Annotated in this window: 19 protein-coding genes and 1 pseudogene; 7 read left to right on the plus strand and 13 right to left on the minus strand. The window is 41.6% G+C overall.

The features are described 5' to 3' along the window. The first annotated feature begins 8 nt into the window (after positions 1 to 8). Positions 9 to 434 (plus strand): FKBP-type peptidyl-prolyl cis-trans isomerase, encoded by a 426-nt coding sequence (locus tag L1D51_RS01065; RefSeq protein ID WP_055020599.1) that lies wholly within the window; start codon positions 9 to 11, stop codon positions 432 to 434. 84 nt (positions 435 to 518) lie between these two features. Here L1D51_RS01065 and L1D51_RS01070 read toward each other — a convergent pair whose 3' ends face one another. Then, on the minus strand, positions 519 to 1,493 hold the full coding sequence (locus L1D51_RS01070) for an arabinan endo-1,5-alpha-L-arabinosidase (RefSeq protein ID WP_239962190.1): 975 nt from the start codon (positions 1,491 to 1,493) through the stop codon (positions 519 to 521). 133 nt (positions 1,494 to 1,626) lie between these two features. On the opposite strand from L1D51_RS01070, the gene L1D51_RS01075 reads away from it, so the two are divergent. Then, a complete protein-coding gene (locus L1D51_RS01075; protein WP_239962199.1) occupies positions 1,627 to 2,655 on the plus strand; it encodes a glycoside hydrolase family 43 protein in 1,029 nt (342 codons plus the stop codon). 43 nt (positions 2,656 to 2,698) lie between these two features. Here the strand turns inward: L1D51_RS01075 and L1D51_RS01080 are convergent, their stop codons facing one another. Beyond that, on the minus strand, positions 2,699 to 4,327 hold the full coding sequence (locus L1D51_RS01080) for a sodium:solute symporter (RefSeq protein WP_239962201.1): 1,629 nt from the start codon (positions 4,325 to 4,327) through the stop codon (positions 2,699 to 2,701). A gap of 261 nt (positions 4,328 to 4,588) precedes the next feature. Here L1D51_RS01080 and L1D51_RS01085 point away from each other — a divergent pair, with 261 nt between their 5' ends. From L1D51_RS01085 to L1D51_RS01100, 4 genes are all read left to right on the plus strand, one after another. Then, complete coding sequence (locus L1D51_RS01085; protein WP_054552285.1) at positions 4,589 to 5,311, plus strand: FadR/GntR family transcriptional regulator; 723 nt, start codon at positions 4,589 to 4,591, stop codon at positions 5,309 to 5,311. A gap of 45 nt (positions 5,312 to 5,356) precedes the next feature. Further along, positions 5,357 to 6,136, plus strand: a complete 780-nt coding sequence (locus tag L1D51_RS01090; protein ID WP_054562977.1) for an SDR family NAD(P)-dependent oxidoreductase — start codon at positions 5,357 to 5,359, stop codon at positions 6,134 to 6,136. A 128-nt stretch (positions 6,137 to 6,264) separates the two neighbouring features. Further along, entirely contained in the window at positions 6,265 to 6,972 is a 708-nt protein-coding gene (locus L1D51_RS01095; RefSeq protein ID WP_239962203.1) for a sulfite exporter TauE/SafE family protein, read from the plus strand. A 27-nt stretch (positions 6,973 to 6,999) separates the two neighbouring features. Then, positions 7,000 to 7,884 (plus strand): SMP-30/gluconolactonase/LRE family protein, encoded by an 885-nt coding sequence (locus L1D51_RS01100; protein WP_239962205.1) that lies wholly within the window; start codon positions 7,000 to 7,002, stop codon positions 7,882 to 7,884. On the opposite strand, the gene L1D51_RS01105 is transcribed toward L1D51_RS01100, so the two are convergent. Genes L1D51_RS01105 through L1D51_RS01115 form a run of 3 tightly spaced genes read right to left on the minus strand, consistent with a single transcriptional unit; the run spans position 7,879 to position 10,173 of the window. Continuing rightward, on the minus strand, positions 7,879 to 8,766 hold the full coding sequence (locus tag L1D51_RS01105; RefSeq protein ID WP_055198544.1) for a LysR family transcriptional regulator: 888 nt from the start codon (positions 8,764 to 8,766) through the stop codon (positions 7,879 to 7,881). The genes L1D51_RS01100 and L1D51_RS01105 overlap by 6 nt on opposite strands. 54 nt (positions 8,767 to 8,820) lie before the next feature. Then, positions 8,821 to 9,687: a pirin family protein gene (locus tag L1D51_RS01110; RefSeq protein ID WP_239962207.1), complete on the minus strand. Its 867-nt coding sequence runs from the start codon at positions 9,685 to 9,687 to the stop codon at positions 8,821 to 8,823. A 60-nt stretch (positions 9,688 to 9,747) separates the two neighbouring features. Beyond that, positions 9,748 to 10,173 carry a DoxX family protein gene (locus L1D51_RS01115; protein ID WP_054562973.1) on the minus strand — a complete coding sequence of 142 codons (426 nt, stop codon included), beginning with the start codon at positions 10,171 to 10,173 and terminating at the stop codon, positions 9,748 to 9,750. Between the two features lie 128 nt (positions 10,174 to 10,301). Here L1D51_RS01115 and L1D51_RS01120 point away from each other — a divergent pair, with 128 nt between their 5' ends. Continuing rightward, positions 10,302 to 10,838 carry a hypothetical protein gene (locus L1D51_RS01120; RefSeq protein WP_239962209.1) on the plus strand — a complete coding sequence of 179 codons (537 nt, stop codon included), beginning with the start codon at positions 10,302 to 10,304 and terminating at the stop codon, positions 10,836 to 10,838. A 26-nt stretch (positions 10,839 to 10,864) separates the two neighbouring features. Here L1D51_RS01120 and L1D51_RS01125 read toward each other — a convergent pair whose 3' ends face one another. From L1D51_RS01125 to L1D51_RS01160, 8 genes and pseudogenes are all read right to left on the minus strand, one after another. Next, the gene (locus L1D51_RS01125) at positions 10,865 to 11,707 is read right to left on the minus strand and encodes a DUF4198 domain-containing protein (protein WP_054562971.1); all 843 of its coding nucleotides are present in this window, start codon (positions 11,705 to 11,707) and stop codon (positions 10,865 to 10,867) included. 9 nt (positions 11,708 to 11,716) lie between these two features. Then, positions 11,717 to 12,217, minus strand: coding sequence for a DUF2271 domain-containing protein (locus tag L1D51_RS01130; RefSeq protein ID WP_055198551.1), 501 nt, complete (start codon positions 12,215 to 12,217; stop codon positions 11,717 to 11,719). Next, positions 12,217 to 12,849 (minus strand): PepSY-associated TM helix domain-containing protein, encoded by a 633-nt coding sequence (locus L1D51_RS01135; protein WP_055198552.1) that lies wholly within the window; start codon positions 12,847 to 12,849, stop codon positions 12,217 to 12,219. The genes L1D51_RS01130 and L1D51_RS01135 overlap by 1 nt, the downstream gene beginning before the upstream one ends. A 196-nt stretch (positions 12,850 to 13,045) precedes the next feature. Continuing rightward, a pseudogene (locus L1D51_RS01140) lies at positions 13,046 to 13,435 on the minus strand (YbaN family protein); the annotation flags it as partial. Further along, entirely contained in the window at positions 13,435 to 14,013 is a 579-nt protein-coding gene (locus L1D51_RS01145) for a biliverdin-producing heme oxygenase (protein ID WP_239962211.1), read from the minus strand. The pseudogene L1D51_RS01140 and the gene L1D51_RS01145, both read right to left, overlap by 1 nt. Positions 14,014 to 14,342: 329 nt before the next feature. Next, complete coding sequence (locus tag L1D51_RS01150) at positions 14,343 to 14,732, minus strand: YbaN family protein (RefSeq protein WP_239962213.1); 390 nt, start codon at positions 14,730 to 14,732, stop codon at positions 14,343 to 14,345. Beyond that, positions 14,729 to 15,319: a biliverdin-producing heme oxygenase gene (locus tag L1D51_RS01155; protein WP_239962222.1), complete on the minus strand. Its 591-nt coding sequence runs from the start codon at positions 15,317 to 15,319 to the stop codon at positions 14,729 to 14,731. Before L1D51_RS01155 ends, L1D51_RS01150 begins: the two co-directional genes overlap by 4 nt. Before the next feature lie 69 nt (positions 15,320 to 15,388). Next, positions 15,389 to 18,022 carry a TonB-dependent receptor plug domain-containing protein gene (locus L1D51_RS01160; RefSeq protein WP_239962224.1) on the minus strand — a complete coding sequence of 878 codons (2,634 nt, stop codon included), beginning with the start codon at positions 18,020 to 18,022 and terminating at the stop codon, positions 15,389 to 15,391. Positions 18,023 to 18,096: the final 74 nt, after the last annotated feature.

Genomic DNA, 18,096 nt, shown 5'->3' on the forward strand with positions numbered 1-18,096 from the left:
AGTTGGCTATGTTAAGCAACAATGTGTTTGCGACGGCTAAAGAGCATGTTTTACCGTCGCTTTTAGATAACAGCGCAGAGCAACACTGTTTTTACCAAACCCCGACAGGACTTGGTTATCGAGTGATTGAGCAAGGTCAGGGGGATAAACCTAGTTGGGATGCCACAGTGACTGTGCATCAACGAGTTACCCTTAAAAATGGTCGGGTATTATTTGATACTCGAAAGCAAGGTGCAGCTGTAGAGTACGAAATTGCAGAGGCGATAGTGGGCTTGCAAGAAGCGTTGCAACTAATGAATAAAGGCAGTCGCTTTGAGGTGCTAATACCTGCGCATTTGGCACGTGATGTGTACAGCGCATTTATTGAAGAAAAGCATCAGCAAGGCTGCCAAAGCCCCATGCTCGTTGATATTACCTTGGTTGATTTTAGTTAATAACACCTACTTTCAACCTCAAACTAGGTCATTAAAGCAAATAAAAAACCTGCAATTTTGCAGGTTTTTTTGTGTGTTGGATAATTACTTCTTAAGCTTGGTTTTAAGCTTATTTAGGTCGGCTGGGTTAACAACCGGCCAATCGTTTTTCCAACTCATAGGTAAAATACGTAGTTTTTGCACGCCGTTATCGGCTGTTTCGTAGGCGTGTAATACTAAATAGTCTTTGCCATCAAAGGTGTACGCAGCGTTATGACCAAGAGCTGCCCAGTCTTTATTACCTTCAATAACTAAACTGCCACCGCCATCAACCATAGAGCGACCTTGTTGATCTAAGTATGGGCCTTCGATGTTTTTGCTGCGACCTACGCGTACGTTATAAGTACTCTCTACGCCACGGCAGCATTTATCAAACGAAACAAATAGGTAGTAATAGCCATTCTTTTTAAAGATATAAGGTGCTTCAATCGGGCCATGTTCCGTGTTTGGGCGACTCGCAATGTGATGCCACTTTTCAGGTTTTGCTAAGCGCACCATGTCATCATCAAGTTTTACTAGTTTAAGACCACCCCAGAACGAACCAAAGCTCATCCACGGTGTGCCATTGTCATCTTCGATTATTGCAGGGTCGATAGCGTTCCAATCGTCACGTTCAGGCACTGATTCAACCACTATGCCGTAGTCAATCCACTTGTAATCAGGTGATGATGGGTCAAGTGTTTCATTAACCGTTACACCAATTGCCGAAGTGTTTTTGCCGAATGCAGAGACTGAGTAATAAAGGTAAAACTTACCATTTTTCTCATACACATCAGGTGCCCATAAGTGGCCATCAAAACTTGGTGAAATACGCTTTGCCCAACTCGGCTCATCTTTAAAAACGCGGCCTGTGAGTTTCCAGTTGGTTAAATCTTTTGATTCATAATAGGTAATACCAGGGCCTGTGCTAAATACATAGTACGTGTCGCCTTCTTTGGTCATTACCGGATCATGTACTTCAACTTGCTTTGCAGATACGGCTGCGGCAGAAAAAAGTAGCCCTGTTGAAAGCCACTTCATTGCGTGTGTCACCTTACTTACGGGTCTCATGCTTGAATACCTTTTGTTGTTTTAACTCTTGTGTTCATTCAGCTACTATATAATATGTAATACAATATTAACAATAAAATCGAGACGAAATACAGGACACATTATGCTCAAAAAATTATCTCGGCTAACGCTTCTTAGTGCGTTAAGCGCCTCGTCATTGTCAGCCCTTGCTGATGCTAATAGTAGCAAGACTTTAGCGCCAATTGATAACCCCATTGTACTCAAACGGGCTGATCCTTGGTTAGTTCGTGATGATAAAAGTGGCTGTTACACGTTTATAGGTAGTTCGCCGAAATTTGATGAAATTGAGCTGCGCCAAGCTTGTCGTTTAAACGATTTAAAATTAGCTGAGCCGAAGGTTATTTGGCAAAAGCGCGATAAAGGCCCAATGAGCGTCAATATTTGGGCCCCTGAGCTGCATCAAATTGATGGCAGTTGGTATATCTACTTCGCCGCAGGTGATATCGAAAAGCCGTTCAGTATTCGCATGTATGCACTTAAAAACGACAGTGCTAATCCGATGCAAGGTGAGTGGCAAGAAATGGGGCAAGTAACTAGCCACCTTGATAGTTTTTCGCTTGATGCCACAAGTTTTACGCACAAGGGTAAGCGTTACATGATTTGGGCGCAGCAGAACCAGCCTGCAACTTATAACTCAGCTTTATGGTTAGCTGAAATGGACTCACCAACATCAATTAAAGAACCCATTATCGCGATTACTGAGCCAACCCTTGATTGGGAAGTGCAAGGCTACAAGGTAAACGAAGGTGCTGCAGTCATCACCCATGGTGATAAAATATTTGTCACTTATTCAGCCAGTGCCACCGATCATCGATATGCGATGGGCTTGCTATGGGCAGATGTGAATGCTGATTTGCTTGATCCTGCTAGTTGGCATAAAAAGGCTGAGCCGGTGTTCACCACCAATGCTGAGCTAGGTCGTTTTGGCCCTGGGCACAACAGTTTTGTAAAAGCTGAAGATGGTGTAACCGATTTAATGATTTATCACAGTCGTGACTATAAAGAGCTGAAAGGCACACCGCTTACAGACCCAAATCGCCATGCGCGAGCACGCATTATTACGTGGGATAAGAACGGTTTTCCAGTGTTTTCACCAGAACTCGCTGATTAAAAAAGGGCGCCAATTGGCGCCCTACAACTTTGGGAACGAACGATTACCAGAAGCGGTAGTAAATAAAGGCAGTAATACCAATAATACCCGCGGTATGAATGTAATCCCACTTATCTAAGCCGGCAGCTACTTCTTTCATGGTTGCTTTATCTAGGCTTGAGAAAGTAAGACCTTTCAATTGTTCTTCGTCTGCTTGCTTGGTGAAAATACTCACCACAATCATAATCGCAACGACCACGACAAATAGCAGAATACAGTAATATAACCAGTTCATCGTGGTGATCCACGCAAATGATGAACCTGTTAAATCATCTTTAAATGGCAGTAACACTAAGCGGATCATACCCAGCACAAAACCTGAAACTAAGCCCACAAAACCCGCTGTTGGAGTGATGCGTTTACTACATAAACCGAGTAAAAATACTGCTGCAATTCCCGGTGCAATAAGAGACTGCACACTTTGCAGATATTCATAAAGCACATCGGCAATTAAGCTCATGACGGGTATCCACAGAAGACCTAATATAACAATAACGATAGTGGCAATACGGCCTACTTTCAGAAGGTGCTTCTCAGATGATTCAGGTTTGAATTTCTTATAGAAATCAATGGTAAATAAGGTTGCTGATGAGTTAAATAATGATGCTAAAGAGCTCATAAGAGCCGCTACTAAACCACCGATTACAATCCCCTTTACGCCGGCTGGTAATAGCTCAGCAACGAGAGTTGGGAAAGCTTGGTCAGCACTTTCATAGCTAATAATACCTTTAACATTCAATGCGTATGCAATCATGCCTGGTACTAAGAAGATAAATACAGGAAGTAATTTTAAGTAACCGGCGAACATGGTACCGCGACGGGCTTCTTTAATACCTTTTGCAGATAAAACACGTTGTACGATGTATTGGTCGGTACACCAATACCAAAAACCAATAATGAATGAACCAAATACAATGCCAGGCCAAGGGAATTCAGCATCTGAAGCGCTACGAATAAGGTGCATATTAGCATCGTTGATACGCTCAACTTCTGCCCAGCCACCTACTTTATCTAGACCAACAACTAATATGACTAAGGAGCCAATAATGAGTACAGGGGTCTGCAACACCGAGGTCCACATAATGGCTTTCATACCGCCAAGTACCGTATAAATACCGGTGATAACGACTAGGCCAATAGCTGAAATCCAGAAGAAATCGATGCCCCAAATGCTCTCAATACCTAATATTGTTTTAAATGCGATGCCGCCGGCATAAACCGTTACCGCAACCTTGGTTAGTACATAACTAATCAATGAGATAACAGATAAGAAGGTACGTGATTTAGAGTTAAAGCGGCGCTCTAAGAATTCAGGCATGGTGTAGACTTTACTACTCCAATAGAAAGGCACGAAAATCCAACCGAGTAGTAGAATGATCCACGATTGCATTTCCCAGTGAGCCAGTGCCATACCCGATTGTGCACCTGAACCTGAAAGGCCCACCAAATGTTCCGAGCCAATGTTTGATGCGAAAATAGAGGCACCAATCACTAACCAACTTGCATTACGACCCGCTAAAAAGTAATCAGCGGTGTCTTCTTCTTTTTGTCGCATAGACATCACGACAACGCCTAGTAACAGGATAAAAAATCCTGCTAGCACTGCCCAGTCTAAGGTACTTAGTTCGACCATCGTGTGTTCCACCTAATTTTGAAAGAGAATTTTGCTTTTTTAGTTGTTGAATAAAAATATTATATTATAAATAAGGTAAGTGAAAGAGATTTGTTAAAATAAGGTGACAGTCTGTAGGTGAAATGGTGACTATGTTGTTCGAAATATAGACACTTGTATTAGGTTGTTTTTTGCTTGTTATTGATTTTAATCAATTATTTCCAGGATGACGGAATAGCTTTATAGATGTATCATATTACTCAGATCTTTTGAGGAACACACATGGCGCGTTTAGAAAATTTAAACCTATCACAACAAGTTACCAATGAGCTTGGTAAAGCAATTATTGTTGGTGATTATAACACTGAAACGGGGCTACCAACCGAAGCACAACTTTGTGAAGTGTATGGTATTAGCCGCACAGCTGTTCGTGAAGCAGTGAAAATGCTTGCTGCAAAAGGACTGATTTCTTCTCGTCCACGACAAGGTATTCGTGTTGAGTCGGCGGAGAACTGGAACTTATACGACACAAGCGTATTAAAATGGTTGTTGGAAAGCAGCCCATCACTTTACGTACTTAAAGAATTTCTACAAGTGCGCTTGGCGATTGAGCCACAAGCAGCAGCACTTGCAGCAAGAAAAGGCGACCAAGCAGCCATTGCAGAAATTAAAATGGCACTCGATAAAATGCAAGCGGCTGCAGAAGAGCCAGAAGGCGTAATGCATGAGCCAGATCTTGCCTTCCACACAGCAATTTTACATGCCAGTGGTAACCGTTTTTTCTATCAATTACGTGATTTTATTCGCACCGCATTACATGTGAGTATTCAACATACTACACCTGCTAAGGGCAATAAAAAGGCGATCGCTGAAGAGCACTTTAAAGTGTATAACGCGATTGCGAGCGGTGACCCTGAGCGTGCTAAAAACATGATGACGTACATGATTGATGAAGCAATGGCGTTTATTGAAAAAGAAATCGCTGATAAAGAAGCGGCTCAATAAGTATCACTTTTTGACGTTGTAATTACTTTAAAACAAAAGGTTATCATGCCAAATTCGAACGAGCTAAAAACAGTTTACCCAAGCCTTGCTGGTAAGAGTGTGTTTATTACTGGTGGTGCATCGGGAATTGGTGAAGTAATGGTAACGCGGTTCTGCGAGCAGGGCGCGAAAGTCACCTTTGTTGATATTGCAACTGAGCAAAGTGATGCGTTATGCGCTAAATTAGCGGGTAAATATGAGTTTGATCCGCAGTTTATCCATTGTGATATCCGTGACGTTGAAGCCTTAAAAGCGGCCATTGAGCAAACGCGTCAACAACAGGGTGACATTGGTGTGTTAATTAATAACGCAGCCGATGACACCCGTCATGCTGCTGAAAATATGGATGTGAAATATTGGGAAGATAAGTTTGCAGTTAACTTACGCCCATGTTTCTTTTCATCGCAAGCTGTGGTTGAACAGATGCAGCGTTTAGGCGGCGGCAGCATTATCAATATGGGGTCGGTAAGTTGGCGTATTAAGCAAACAGGCATGCCAGCCTACACAACAGCAAAAGCAGGAATTGAAGGTTTAACCCGTTCATTAGCTGCTTCATATGGTAAAGACAATATTCGTGTGAATTCACTGGTTCCGGGTTGGGTGATGACAGAGCGCCAAATCACTCATTGGCTAACCCCAGAAATGATTGAAGATGTTCGTTTAAGTCAGTGTATTAACGAAACAATTCAACCAGACCATGTGGTAAACGCGGCATTGTTTTTGGCCGCTGATGACAGCCGAATGATGACAGCACAATCATTGATAGTGGATGCAGGTTGGACATAATTTTGCGAAACAATCGTAAGATAACTAGCTTGCAATAAAAATTTTTACATAATTCAAATGATACTATAATAATAAAATATGGGTTGTAGAATCAACAAAGCTCATACTTAGGAAGGTGGTAAGAAAGTTTGACCGACTTTGTACTTGTTTATTTAATTCTGATTATTGGCGCTTGCCTGCAAAGTGTTATTGGCTTTGGTCTAGGCATGCTATGTGTGCCTGTGCTTTACTGGCTTATGCCAGAGCTGGTGCCTGGGCCAATGATTCTGAATGCGCTGTTTTTAACGTCGGTGTTAATGATTAAACACCGCGGCGCGATAGACATGAAACAAACAGGCATTTCCATTATTGGTGGGGCCGTAGGGGTTATTCTTGCCGCTATGGTGATGTGGTATGTCAATGCGAAGCAGTATCAACTCTTGCTAGGTGTGAGTATTTTGGTAGTGGTGGCATTATCCATCATAGGTATGAAACCGAAAATCTCCACCATTACTAGCTTACTCGCGTCAATGTCGTCTGGTTTTTTAGGTACCACAACGTCAGCCGGTGGCGCGCCAATGGGGTTACTCTATCAAGCTGAAGATAAAGACAAAATTAAAGCAAACCTGAGTGCCTTTTTTGTATTTATAAACCTGTTTGGCATTATTGTATTAATGCTGACAGGTTCTGCCGATATGGGCGATGTGAAGCTGTTCTTTTTCTGTTTACCCGCTATTTTAATTGGTTGGGGCTTGTCGTTTGTGATCAACAATAACCTCAATGAAAAGGCCATTCGCGGCATCATCTTGCTGGTTGCTGGCTTATCTGGTCTAGCACTTATTTTCATACACAGATAGAATGAGAATAGTTCAGCAGTTTGTGTAATGAAGCCTATGCTCGATGACACCATTAAAGTAATCATTTCTAGCCAATGCCAGTTGGGCGAAGGTGCCTATTTTGCTAAGGCACATAACTGTTTATTTTGGGTCGATATTTTAGGGCAGCGTTTGTTTCGTTTGCAGTGTCAATCGATGCGAGTTAGCCAGTTTACTATGCCAGAACCGATTTGCTGGGTGATGGAAACCGAGCAAGCTGAATTAATCGCAGGCTTTGCCAAAGGCATTTATAAGCTCAATAGTGAAGACTTTAGCCGCGAACTTCTTTACTCAATCGATCACGAACCCTCACAAAACCGCTTAAACGATGGTAAAACGTCTCGCCAAGGCTTTGGCTTTTTTGGCTCAATGGACTCTCAAGAGCAAACCAATAGTGGCAAGTTATACCGTTTTGGTCATGGCCAGGCTCCGACAGCAGTTGATCATGACTACACCATTAGCAATGGGCCTGCGGTAAGTAAAAATGGCCAGTTTCTATATTCTACAGACTCAGATAAACAAACAATCTACCGCTTCACTCTGAATGAGCATGGCGAGCTTGCAGATAAACAAGAGTTTATTCGCTTTACTGACAATATGGGTTTTCCTGATGGCATGACAGTTGATAGCGAAGATCATCTGTGGGTTGCTGCATGGAATGGTTATGGCGTGTATCGTTTTGCTCCAAACGGTGAGCAAGTACAGTTTATTCGCTTACCCGCACCGCGTGTTACGAGTGTCGCATTTGTAGGTGAAGAGCTCACGCACCTGGCGGTGACAACTGCGGCAGTAGGGCTCGAAGACTCAGTGCTCGCTGATTACCCTCACAGTGGTGGCGTGTTTATTCTCGAGCCGGGCGTTAAAGGTATTGCTGAAACGCCCTTGAAGCTATAGGTTTTCCATTACTTGATAACGCAACTCGCCAATAAACGAGCGTGCTGCAGGACCCAGCTTGTCACCGTCTTTAAAGAGCAAATGTAACTTAGCGCTGCGACTGCTGTTATGGGTTAAATTAAGTGCTTTCATTTGCCCTGTCGCAAGTTGTTTTTCTATCGCGACTTTTGGTAACCACGCAAAGCCCAGTCCATTACTGATCATATCAATCGAAGTGCGCATATGAGTGACGGTCCAGCGCTGATCGGCACCTAACCAGCCACCATCTTGTTTGTGCTTATTCGCTGAATCGCGAACTACTATTTGGCGGTGTGATTTTAAATCTTCGAGGGTAATTTCACGCTCTATATCATGCAAGGGGTGCTCTGGGTGGGCGACGGCAATAAACTCGATATCACATAACTCTTCGTGAAAGTTTGCCGCAATTGGAAAGCCGGTAATGGCAATATCAACCTGATCGTTTTCGAGCAGTTCATTGCCCCCCATTAGTACAGACTCATGCAGCTCAATACGCAGTTGTGGGTATTGCGATGACGTGTCGTTAAGTACTTTATAAAGCAGTTGTTGTGGGAAAATAGCATCAACAGCAATGCGTAACTTACTTTCGATACCTTCACCCAAGGTTTGCCCAATGGCCTCAACTTTAGCAGCTTCATCAAGTAAGTAATTAGCACGGCGCAGCATCATTTCGCCGGCTTCAGTGAGCACGGTTTTACGGCCTTGAATGCTGAATAACTTTACATCGAGTGCAGATTCAATTTTGCCAACTGCATTATGAATACTCGATTGGCTTTTATGAATACCTTGTGAGGCTTGGTTAAAGCCTCCAAATTCAACAACAGCACGAAACATGCGCCACTGTTCTAGCGTAATTCTTAGCATGATGTTCCTTTGCTTACTTAACTACCTAATAGTACCTGTAAATGCTGAAAAAGTTTACTTTTTAGGTGAGGGCAACTCAATATACTCAAGCTCATCACCGGGAATTTTAGCAAAACGCTGTGCTTGCCAATCTTGTTTTGCTTGCTCGATGCGCTCTTTGCTGTAAGCAACAAAATTCCAGTGTAAATACGGGACTTTATTGAATTTACTGCCACCGAGTAAAATAAAGCGGCTGTGCACCAGAGTCGTTATTTCGTGTTCACTGTCATCAAGTAGTACAAAGTCGCCTTGGGTATAGCGAGTATCACCCACACTAATTTCACCATAAATAACATACACAGCGGTTTCATGGTGAGGATACGGTTTAGTAATATGGCTGCCTTGCTCTGCTACCGTATCTACATAAAACATCGGAGAGTAGGTTTTGACAGGGGAGCTTAAGCCATAAGCATCACCGACAATGAGTCGCATCAGCACGCCTTTTTCGATTTTCTCAGGCAATTGTTGTTTTTTGATATGTTCAAAATGCGGTGCTATTTCGGTCATACTTTCAGGTAAAGCAACCCAGCATTGCAGACCATTAATGTCGTGCTCGCTCGCCCGCACTTCAAGGCTTTCTCTTTCTGAGTGAACTATACCGCGACCTGCGGTCATCCAGTTAACATCGCCGGGTTCTATTTGCAGGCTATTACCTAGCGAATCGCGATGGTAAATACTGCCAGTAAATAAATAAGTGAGCGTTGATAAGCCAATATGAGGGTGAGGCCTCACATTTATGCCTTCCCCGCGAGGAAAGTGATTTGGCCCCATGTGGTCAAAAAAGATAAATGGCCCAACCATTTTATTGTCAAAATGAGGCAAGATGCGTTTCACATCGAGCCCACCAATATCATGGCTGGTTGCTGTTAATAACGTTGCCATATTCGCGCCCTCTTAAAAACAAATTCAGCCAACAACCTAGGTTATTGGCTGGGATAAATATTATGCCTGACTACGTTTTAACACTAGTTGATCTAGGCTTATTTTGCCTGCACCAACACTGGCTAATGCTAAAAAGCCGCCTGCCATCGCAATATTTTTGTAGAACATTAAAAATTGCATTTGATCATCAAGTTGAAAGTGGAATAACAAAGCACTAACTAAGCTGAAACCAGCAAAAGCGACAGCGGTTAGTTGTGTTAAAAAGCCGAGTAAAATAAATAATCCGCCAACAATTTCAAAGGCAATCACAAACGGCAGTAAGAACTCTGGTAAACCTACTGATGCCATGTACTGTGCTGTTGCATCAAAAAATTCTATTTTGCTAAAGCCGGTTAGTAAAAAGATGGCCGATAAACCAATACGTGCCAATAAAGTGCTAATATTTTGTAAGTGTGGTTGAGCTGAGATTAAAGTAAAAAGTTTCATAGTAGGTATCCTGTTTAGTTAAGCAGTGTGTCTGCGATGGAGTAACTATAAGTTCACTTTAAAAGAATTAAAAATTGTAAAATTAGTATTTATCATTCTTTAAAAAAGAACATAAAAGGAGGTTGAATATGAAGTTGTTGTTATTAATAGGGTTTTGTTTTTCGGTGGCTACAAGTAGCTTGGTGTTTGCCGAACAAAATTTACCAAATAGTCGTCATTATGAGTTGCTAGCTTCAGATATTGCGGTGCAGCAAAGCTGGCAAGTTAAAGACACAATTAAAGGTTATGAGATGCTGGAATATCAAATTAACCTTAATAAAGGCACTACTTTAAAGGTTGATTTTGCTCCATCAAATTCAAGCAACTACTTTAATATTTTACCAAAAGGCAATCCAACTGCTTTGTTTGTTGGCCCGGCAAAAGGTGATCATGCCGAGATTAAAATTCCTGATAATGGCGATTATGTGATTCGGGTGTTTCTCATGCGCAATGCTGCGCGCCGTGATGAGCAAAGTGAATTTACAGCAGATATTAGCGTCGTAAAAAGTACATTAAAAGGCATGCACCCAAGCTGGGATGTCGATGGTGATGGGATAAATGATTGCGAGAAAGACGGTAGCTGCGATCATACGGTTGACTACAGCCTTCCTCGTAAGTCGAATTAGGCCTTTGCTAAGGCCTAGTCAGCATATTATTCAGGCGCTACTTCAAGCGTTGTGAACAATGAATAGCGTACGTTATCGATATCAGCCTCTGTTGGCTTTTGATTTACAGATGCTTCAATCAAATACATATCAGCGTGAGCGAATGTCACAGTAAAGAAACCTTTTTTATCGGTTGTTACTTTAACTTCGTCACGCTCATTACGGTAGCGAGCACTACCACGAACAATAGCAAGCTCAACGTCAGCAGCTGGTTTGCCATCCATTAGTAATTGGAACTTAGCTTCTTCACCAGCAAATAGATCGTTCGGGTGAGTAGGGCCTGAAATTTCTAAGCCCTGACCAAGCAATGTTGGCTTAGAAGTACCATTACGGCTAACAAAAGTATCAACAGTTGCGATTGATTTTACAGTGCGCACGTCGGTTGCGCCTGCTGGTAGGTCTGCTTCTTTTTTACCTGCGAAAACACGGCCGCGATTGCCGTCTTTGTCTTTGTAGAAAGTCATTAGCATTGGCTTTTGCTGCATAGCAATATGGTAAGTACCATCTTGCGTTAAGCTCACTGCCGCTGAGTTTTTGCGTTTTAAATAGTATGCGCGAATCGTTTCTTCAACCGGCTTGCCATTTGGAGCAAGGGCAATTAATAGGTTGTCGTCATACTCAGCGCCCTTTTGTTTTGGGCGGTATGCTTTATCTGGGCTAAACAACTCATTTGAAATACTGGCATCGATCATCACATAGTGAGTTTTCTCACCAGATAAAGAAGTGTGAGATGGCATTAACCAACGGGCGTGTGCTTGTGCATAGCCAGATGCAATTGCTGTGAAGGTCACGGCGCCGATCAGCGCCGTCTTTAATAATTTTAATTTCATTGTTTGTCCTTAATTACTGGTAATGGTAACAAAGCTAGTCGCGAACTCTTTTTCGCCTTTAATAGTGACTTTGCCGTCTTTCGTTAAGTCGATTTCAACGCGGGTGTAATCCCGGCCACCTTCTTCACGTACAACTTCAACATTTAGTAGGTAGCTACCAGGTTTAACTGGATTACCTTTTAAATCTTTACCTTGCCACTCAATGGTGTAAGTGCCAGGGCGTTTTGTTGCACCTGTTACACCATCAAAGCTGTCGTTGCTACGACCTGCTTTTCGCCACCACTGACGTAAGTCTTTAAACCATTCAGCTTTTTCGACCCAAAGTGCAATAGTGGTAACGTGTTTACGTTCAGGTGTTTCTAGCCATAACGCCACGTAAGGGCGATGATATGGAGAAACATCTAGCTCAGGTAAGGTAAATTCAACGGTTAGGTTGGGATCTTTTGCAAAGCTCAGTGGGCTGAACAAACAGCCAATTAGTAGAGCAACGAGTAAGTGGGCTTTTTTCATTAAGATACTCCTTTAAGTTGAGGCACCCAAACTAGATAAATAACCAAAGGCGTGGCAACACCAAGCAGCGTTAACCAAAGGCCTGCGGCACGTTTTTTACGGTTTTGAAAGAGAATAAATAATCCGGTTATAGCAAACAGAATCATCAAAACAGCTGAGATATCAATCACCCAGCTCCATGCTTCGCCTGTATGGCGGCCTTTGTGTAAGTCACCAATCAGACTCATAAAGCCACCAGTTTGATAATCAATATTAAGTTCACCGGTTTGAAAATCGATTTCGGCGTAGGCAAAGCCAGCCGGAAGCGGGTAGTCGAGCATTACCAAGGCATCTTCTTTTTCCCACTCAATACTTTTTACATTGTTGAGTGAAAACTGCTGTTGCATGTATTGCTCTATTTCAGGGTAAAGGCTTGGTAATGTATCGAGGTTTGCTTGTGCTTTTTCGAATAGCTCTGCAGAAACAAGTAGTTGGTTCTGACCATTATGTTTATCATTTTCGAGCCAACTAACGTGGTTAAGAATGATGCCACTGACACAAAACAAAATAAGCAAAAAGAATAAGGCCGTTGAAAGGTATATGTGTAAGGCGCGGCTAACGCTATAAAAGCTGCGTTTGTTAAATGAGAACATAATGCGGTTTATTCGTTAAAGATACAAATATGATAATGATTTGCATTACTGATAACAAGCAGGTTTACGTTCTTTACATTTCTTTGTGCTAGAAATGAATAGCGAGGTAAGCCATAACAGCTAGTTGCGAACTGAGAAAACAAGCAAGCAACATCAAGCGCATCTGTGTGGTTATATTAACTTGAATTAGGGTTGGTTTATTTGGCTCAGATGGGCGGTTAATTAAATAGGCTAATACGCTCAATTCAATCACTGCTACTAAATACATCACCCAAATTGGCGCGGCACTTAGTAGTAAAAAAGCATATCCGATAGCCATACCAAAACCTGCTAATAACTTAGCACGGGTAGGGACAACCTTATGCTCTTGCCAAAACCTTAACGGTTGGCCGTATCTGGGGTGGTTTAGCAGCCAGGCAGAAAGCTTGGGTGATGAGCGGGTAAAGCACGCCAATGCGAGTATAAAAAAGATAGTCGTAGGCATCACAGGTAATGCAATACCTATGATACCTAAACCCACCATCAATAACCCGAGTAATTGATAGCAGCCATTTTTATAGGCGGTAAACGCCGCTCTCACATTCATCAATAAAACTGGGCCTGATAAAACTTAAATCGTTGCAGTGCTTGCTCGGCACCTTTTATCAAGGTGGCTTGTTGCTGTTCACAGAGCTCAAGGTTATCAATAAGATGACTTAGTTGACAGTCTTTAGAGTATTCACTGGCTTTAGCAAGGTAGCGTGCACCACGTTGATTATTTAACTTTAGCTCAGCTTCTACCTGTTTGCCTAATGTAGCTGCAGAAAATTGCGCTCCTTCAATTACATACAGCCAACCAAGTACATAGGCAAAGTCAGCATTTTGAAAGCGGCAGGGTTGCTGATGATGATTTGGTAATGGGTGCTTTAAATCGTCTAAGTCCTGCTTGATTAAAGATAATCGCGTACGATCATGTAAGTTATCTATATATTGATGTAAACCAGCATGCTCGTAGAGGCCTTTTAATTCTAACTGGTAAGCATACTGTAAGGTTAAAAACTTTTTATAGTTATCTAAATCAGCACTAGGCGCTAGCGCTAATAAATGATGATCAATATCATCGGTTATGATGCTTATCGCTTGTTTTAGCTTTTCAGCTCGAGAAAGTAGCTCGAGTATTGGCATGAATATGTTCCTCAGCAACGTCTTTAGAGTAAATGCACGGGGTAGTTGATGTTGTCATAGGGTTATACCCATAATTTCTAAGTGATAATCAAGCAAAGCTGCTATACAGCTTTTAACAATAAACCGGGCTTGGAATGGTGATATATAATAATGATTTTCATTTGTATAGCCAGAAAATGTTTTTACTAAAGGTACAGATCGGACCTGAATATTCTTTCTTTTGTGTTTGTAACGTTTTATCAATACTCCAAAGCTACATTATTAAAAAGTAAAAAAGCATGGAGGTTTTTGACTGTGAAGTTTAGTTCCAACATGCTTTATAGCATGTACTAAGCGATACTTGATGGTCGTGTAAGGATATATGTCACAATAAGAATCTTTATAAAACCAATCATGAAAACCAGCCATAGAGCGGGTTGTGCAAAGGCTAATAATGAGAAACTAAAACATATACACGTTACTGCCATGAGCTTTGCTTTGACAGGTATTACTTTGTTTTCTTGCCATAAACGCAATTTTAATCCAAAGCGAGGGTGGTTAAGTAACTGCTTTGCATGTGTTGGTGAAGCATGACTAAAGCACACTAGGGCAAGTATAAAAAAAATCGTTGTTGGCATAATAGGCAAAGCCATACCTACAACTCCTAGAGCTACTAAAGTAAACCCACTTAGTTTTAGTGCGGTTTGTTTGTACCTTATTAGTCGAAGGTTAAATTTCATGAATACACTTGGCTTTGAAATTGTTGAAAGCGTGTAAAGGCTTGGCGAGCACCTTCAATTAGAGCAGCTTCTTGGGCTTGTGTTAGCTCTAACGTGTCTATTAGTTGTGTGAGTTCTCGCCATGCACTTCCTCGACCTGCTCCAGGTCCTTTCAAATATCGAGCGCCATGGTTAGCATTAAAGTTTAGCTGTGCCTCTACTTGCTTACCAAGCATAGCAGCTCCAACTTTTGAGCCCTCAACAACATAGAGCCAACCTAAAGCGGTAGCAAAATCTGTCTCATGGGTGATAGAAGGTTCTAAAGTGGTTTCTGGTAATGCGTATTTCAGGTCTTGAAAGTCCTGTTCTAATAAAGACAAGCGACGACGTGCGATTAGATCATTTATATGCTTAGCAAGTTCTGGGTGTTCGTATAATGCACTGACATCTTTCAAGAAGTTGTACTGTAAACTTAAAAATAATAGATAGCTGCTTGTATCGGCAAATGGGTTTTGGGCCATGATGCTTTTATCGACATTATTGTGCACATCAGTCGTTGCTGTTTTTAGTGCTTGAGATCGCGAATGTTCAGTAATGGTAAGAGACATGTTTACTCCATAGTTAAATCACATTGCAGTGAAAAATGATCGCTGCAATGTATAAGGTAAAATAAGAACTTAAAGTTTGATTTCTAGGCCAAGAGTAATGGTCTTTCCAGGCTCGGGCATGGCGACAATAGAACCCGTTGAAACTTTATATTGGTCAGTTAGATTAGTTACAGATGCATAGCCACTCAGGCTTTCGTTGAACGTGTAATCAAGGTAAAAATCTAATTGATAACCAGATGGGATATACTCAAGTGCATCAACACCTGTTGATGATAAGAAGCCGCCAGGGTGGCGCTTATCGGTATGCTTTTTATAAATAAAACCTGTATCTAATGAATCATCAAACAAGGTTGCACCGATATTGACGATGTAACTCTTTTCTGGAGGAATTCGCAACGGGGTTAAACTGCCTAAAAAGCCTTCACTATTACAACGTTCAGCACCGCCAATATCTGCCAATTCATTTGAACACATCTCTACGTCTTGGTAATTGATCATTGATGCAGATGCATAGAGGTACTGACTTTTATAATCTAGTTTTAACTCGATACCGGGAAGGGTGAATGAGTCATAGTTTGTAAATGCATAGGTGCGTTGCCAAGAATACGCTTCAGGATCCTTGTTGGGTAGGTTCGCCGTAGCAAGCATATCTTTTATTTCAGTGTGGAATAGGCTGAAATTGAAAGTAAAGTTATCATTGGTTGCGATGATGTCACTAAATGTGCTTTCAATATTCAATTCGTATGAATTTGTTCGCTCAGGAGTAATTGGGTAGCCGGGTGAGAAAGAAAACACCTCATTAGAAACGGTTCCCTCGTATAAACTCGGCATTCGATATGCCTTACTATACTTAGCAGATACAAATGTGTTGCCAATCAGAAGATATGAAGCTTGCAAGGTTAAATCTAGTTTAGCATCAAAGTCATGCTCTAATTCAGCTTGGCGGTCTTCAATTTTGGCATCATGAAGGTTCATGTTTAGTAGTAGTTCTAAGTCATTAAAATCTAATTGCGCATTAGCAAAAAAGCTATTTGAGGTTCGCTTACCATCACGTGATGTAGGGTATTTTGTATAGAAGGTGTCTTCATAACCTTCTTTTGGTTTTAATTCTTCAGACTGCCACGCGTAGCCAGTGGTCAAGGTTGTAGGGATTTGGCTGGCAATTTTAAAGCTTGATACATTATAAGCACTAAAGCCTGAACGAGTATTTGCATACTGGTGGGTATATTGTAATGCGTTTGAACCTAGGTTGCTTGCCAATGCATTGTATTGATCTAATTTTGCATGCGTGTTCCAAAGGTTCAATTTCAAATCGATAAGCGAGTTGTTCGTTGGTAAGTAGTGGTAAATAGCACTGATACTATTTACATGTGCTGTACCAAGTTGCCATTGTGGCATTGCCTCTTCACCTGCACGAATTTCTTCCCATGAGCCGTCAGGTAGGCGGCGGTAATCACCTTCTTCATATTTATGCCAATAAGAAGCGAGCATTTCCCCAGCGGCTTGTTGATGATGGCGGGTATTGACTTCGAGAGTGTGTTCATCGGTAAACTCATAGCTAAATTTAGCTAAGTAAGATTCACTTTCAAAGCTCGTATTAACGACTTCTGCGCCAGGTGATACCGGAGGGTGAATTTCAAAAGTACTCAGCCAACCCTCAACAACTTCAACAAAATCTTCATAACCATTACTACCAGCAAAGTAGTTGCCGACCTTTTTGTCACTAAAAGCAAATACTGCGCTGAAGTCATCATTTTTATAAGCTGTAGCTAAAACCATTGACCCGTTTTCAAAGTCTGTAGTGTTATGGCTTGGCGCTACTTGGTAATACTCTTGCTCTACAGGGTCATCACTTACTTTTGGCATAGAGTTGTTGTTGTATGTTTTTAGTTTTACTAATGCGCCTAAATTTTGACCTTCCTTTAAAATATCAGCAGGATTTAAAGTGCTCATACTGACTGTGCCACCGATAGCGCCTGCGCTAAATGGTGAGGCTTTTGCCGCAGGGCCTTTTTCGACATTCACTGTACTGATCAGGTCTGAGTCAATGTAAGTGCGATCAGAGGTGCCCATATAACCGCGGTTAGTGTGAGTAGACTGTAAGCTACCATCAATAAAAATGGGAACTCGGCCTTCACCCTGGACGCCTCGGATGCCCACGTCTAATGCACCTGCTTCGTTACGAATATTATTCGCCTCAATTCCTGAGAAAGTTGAAAAAATATCAGAGTTTGAGAGGCCGCTTGTGCGGTCCATCTCTGCTCGAGTTATTTTTAATTGCGTACCTTTTACTACGATAACTTCTATATCTTTTTGTTTTTCTGTTAAATCATTAGAGACAGCGCTGTCTTTATCGGTAGTAGAAGAGGTTGAGTTTATTGAATTGGTCGACTTTATAACAATACTGTTATCGATTACTTCTGCACGAATAGCTGTATTCTTAAGAGCGACTTCTAAAGCATCATATACTGATTTTTGGCCATGTATTGAAGGAGCGACAATACCTTCTAATATTTTTGCATCAGCAATAAGGTTCATGTTCGCTTGCTGTGCTAGTTGGTTTAGTGAGTTACTTAATGATTGCTCAGCAATGTTAAAATTAAATACCGCTCTATCTTGAGCGGCAAGGGGAGCGCTTAGGGCTAACCCAAGTGCAAATGCCAAAGGTGATAATTTAGTGGTTAAAGAGTAAGGGGTTTTCATTCATTTACATCCAAGTAATTAACTAACTAAAATGAAAACGAATGAGAATGAGAATCCCTCAATAAAAACTTTAA

Source organism: Pseudoalteromonas shioyasakiensis (genome assembly GCF_022398475.1).
In the GTDB taxonomy this organism is placed as follows: domain Bacteria; phylum Pseudomonadota; class Gammaproteobacteria; order Enterobacterales; family Alteromonadaceae; genus Pseudoalteromonas.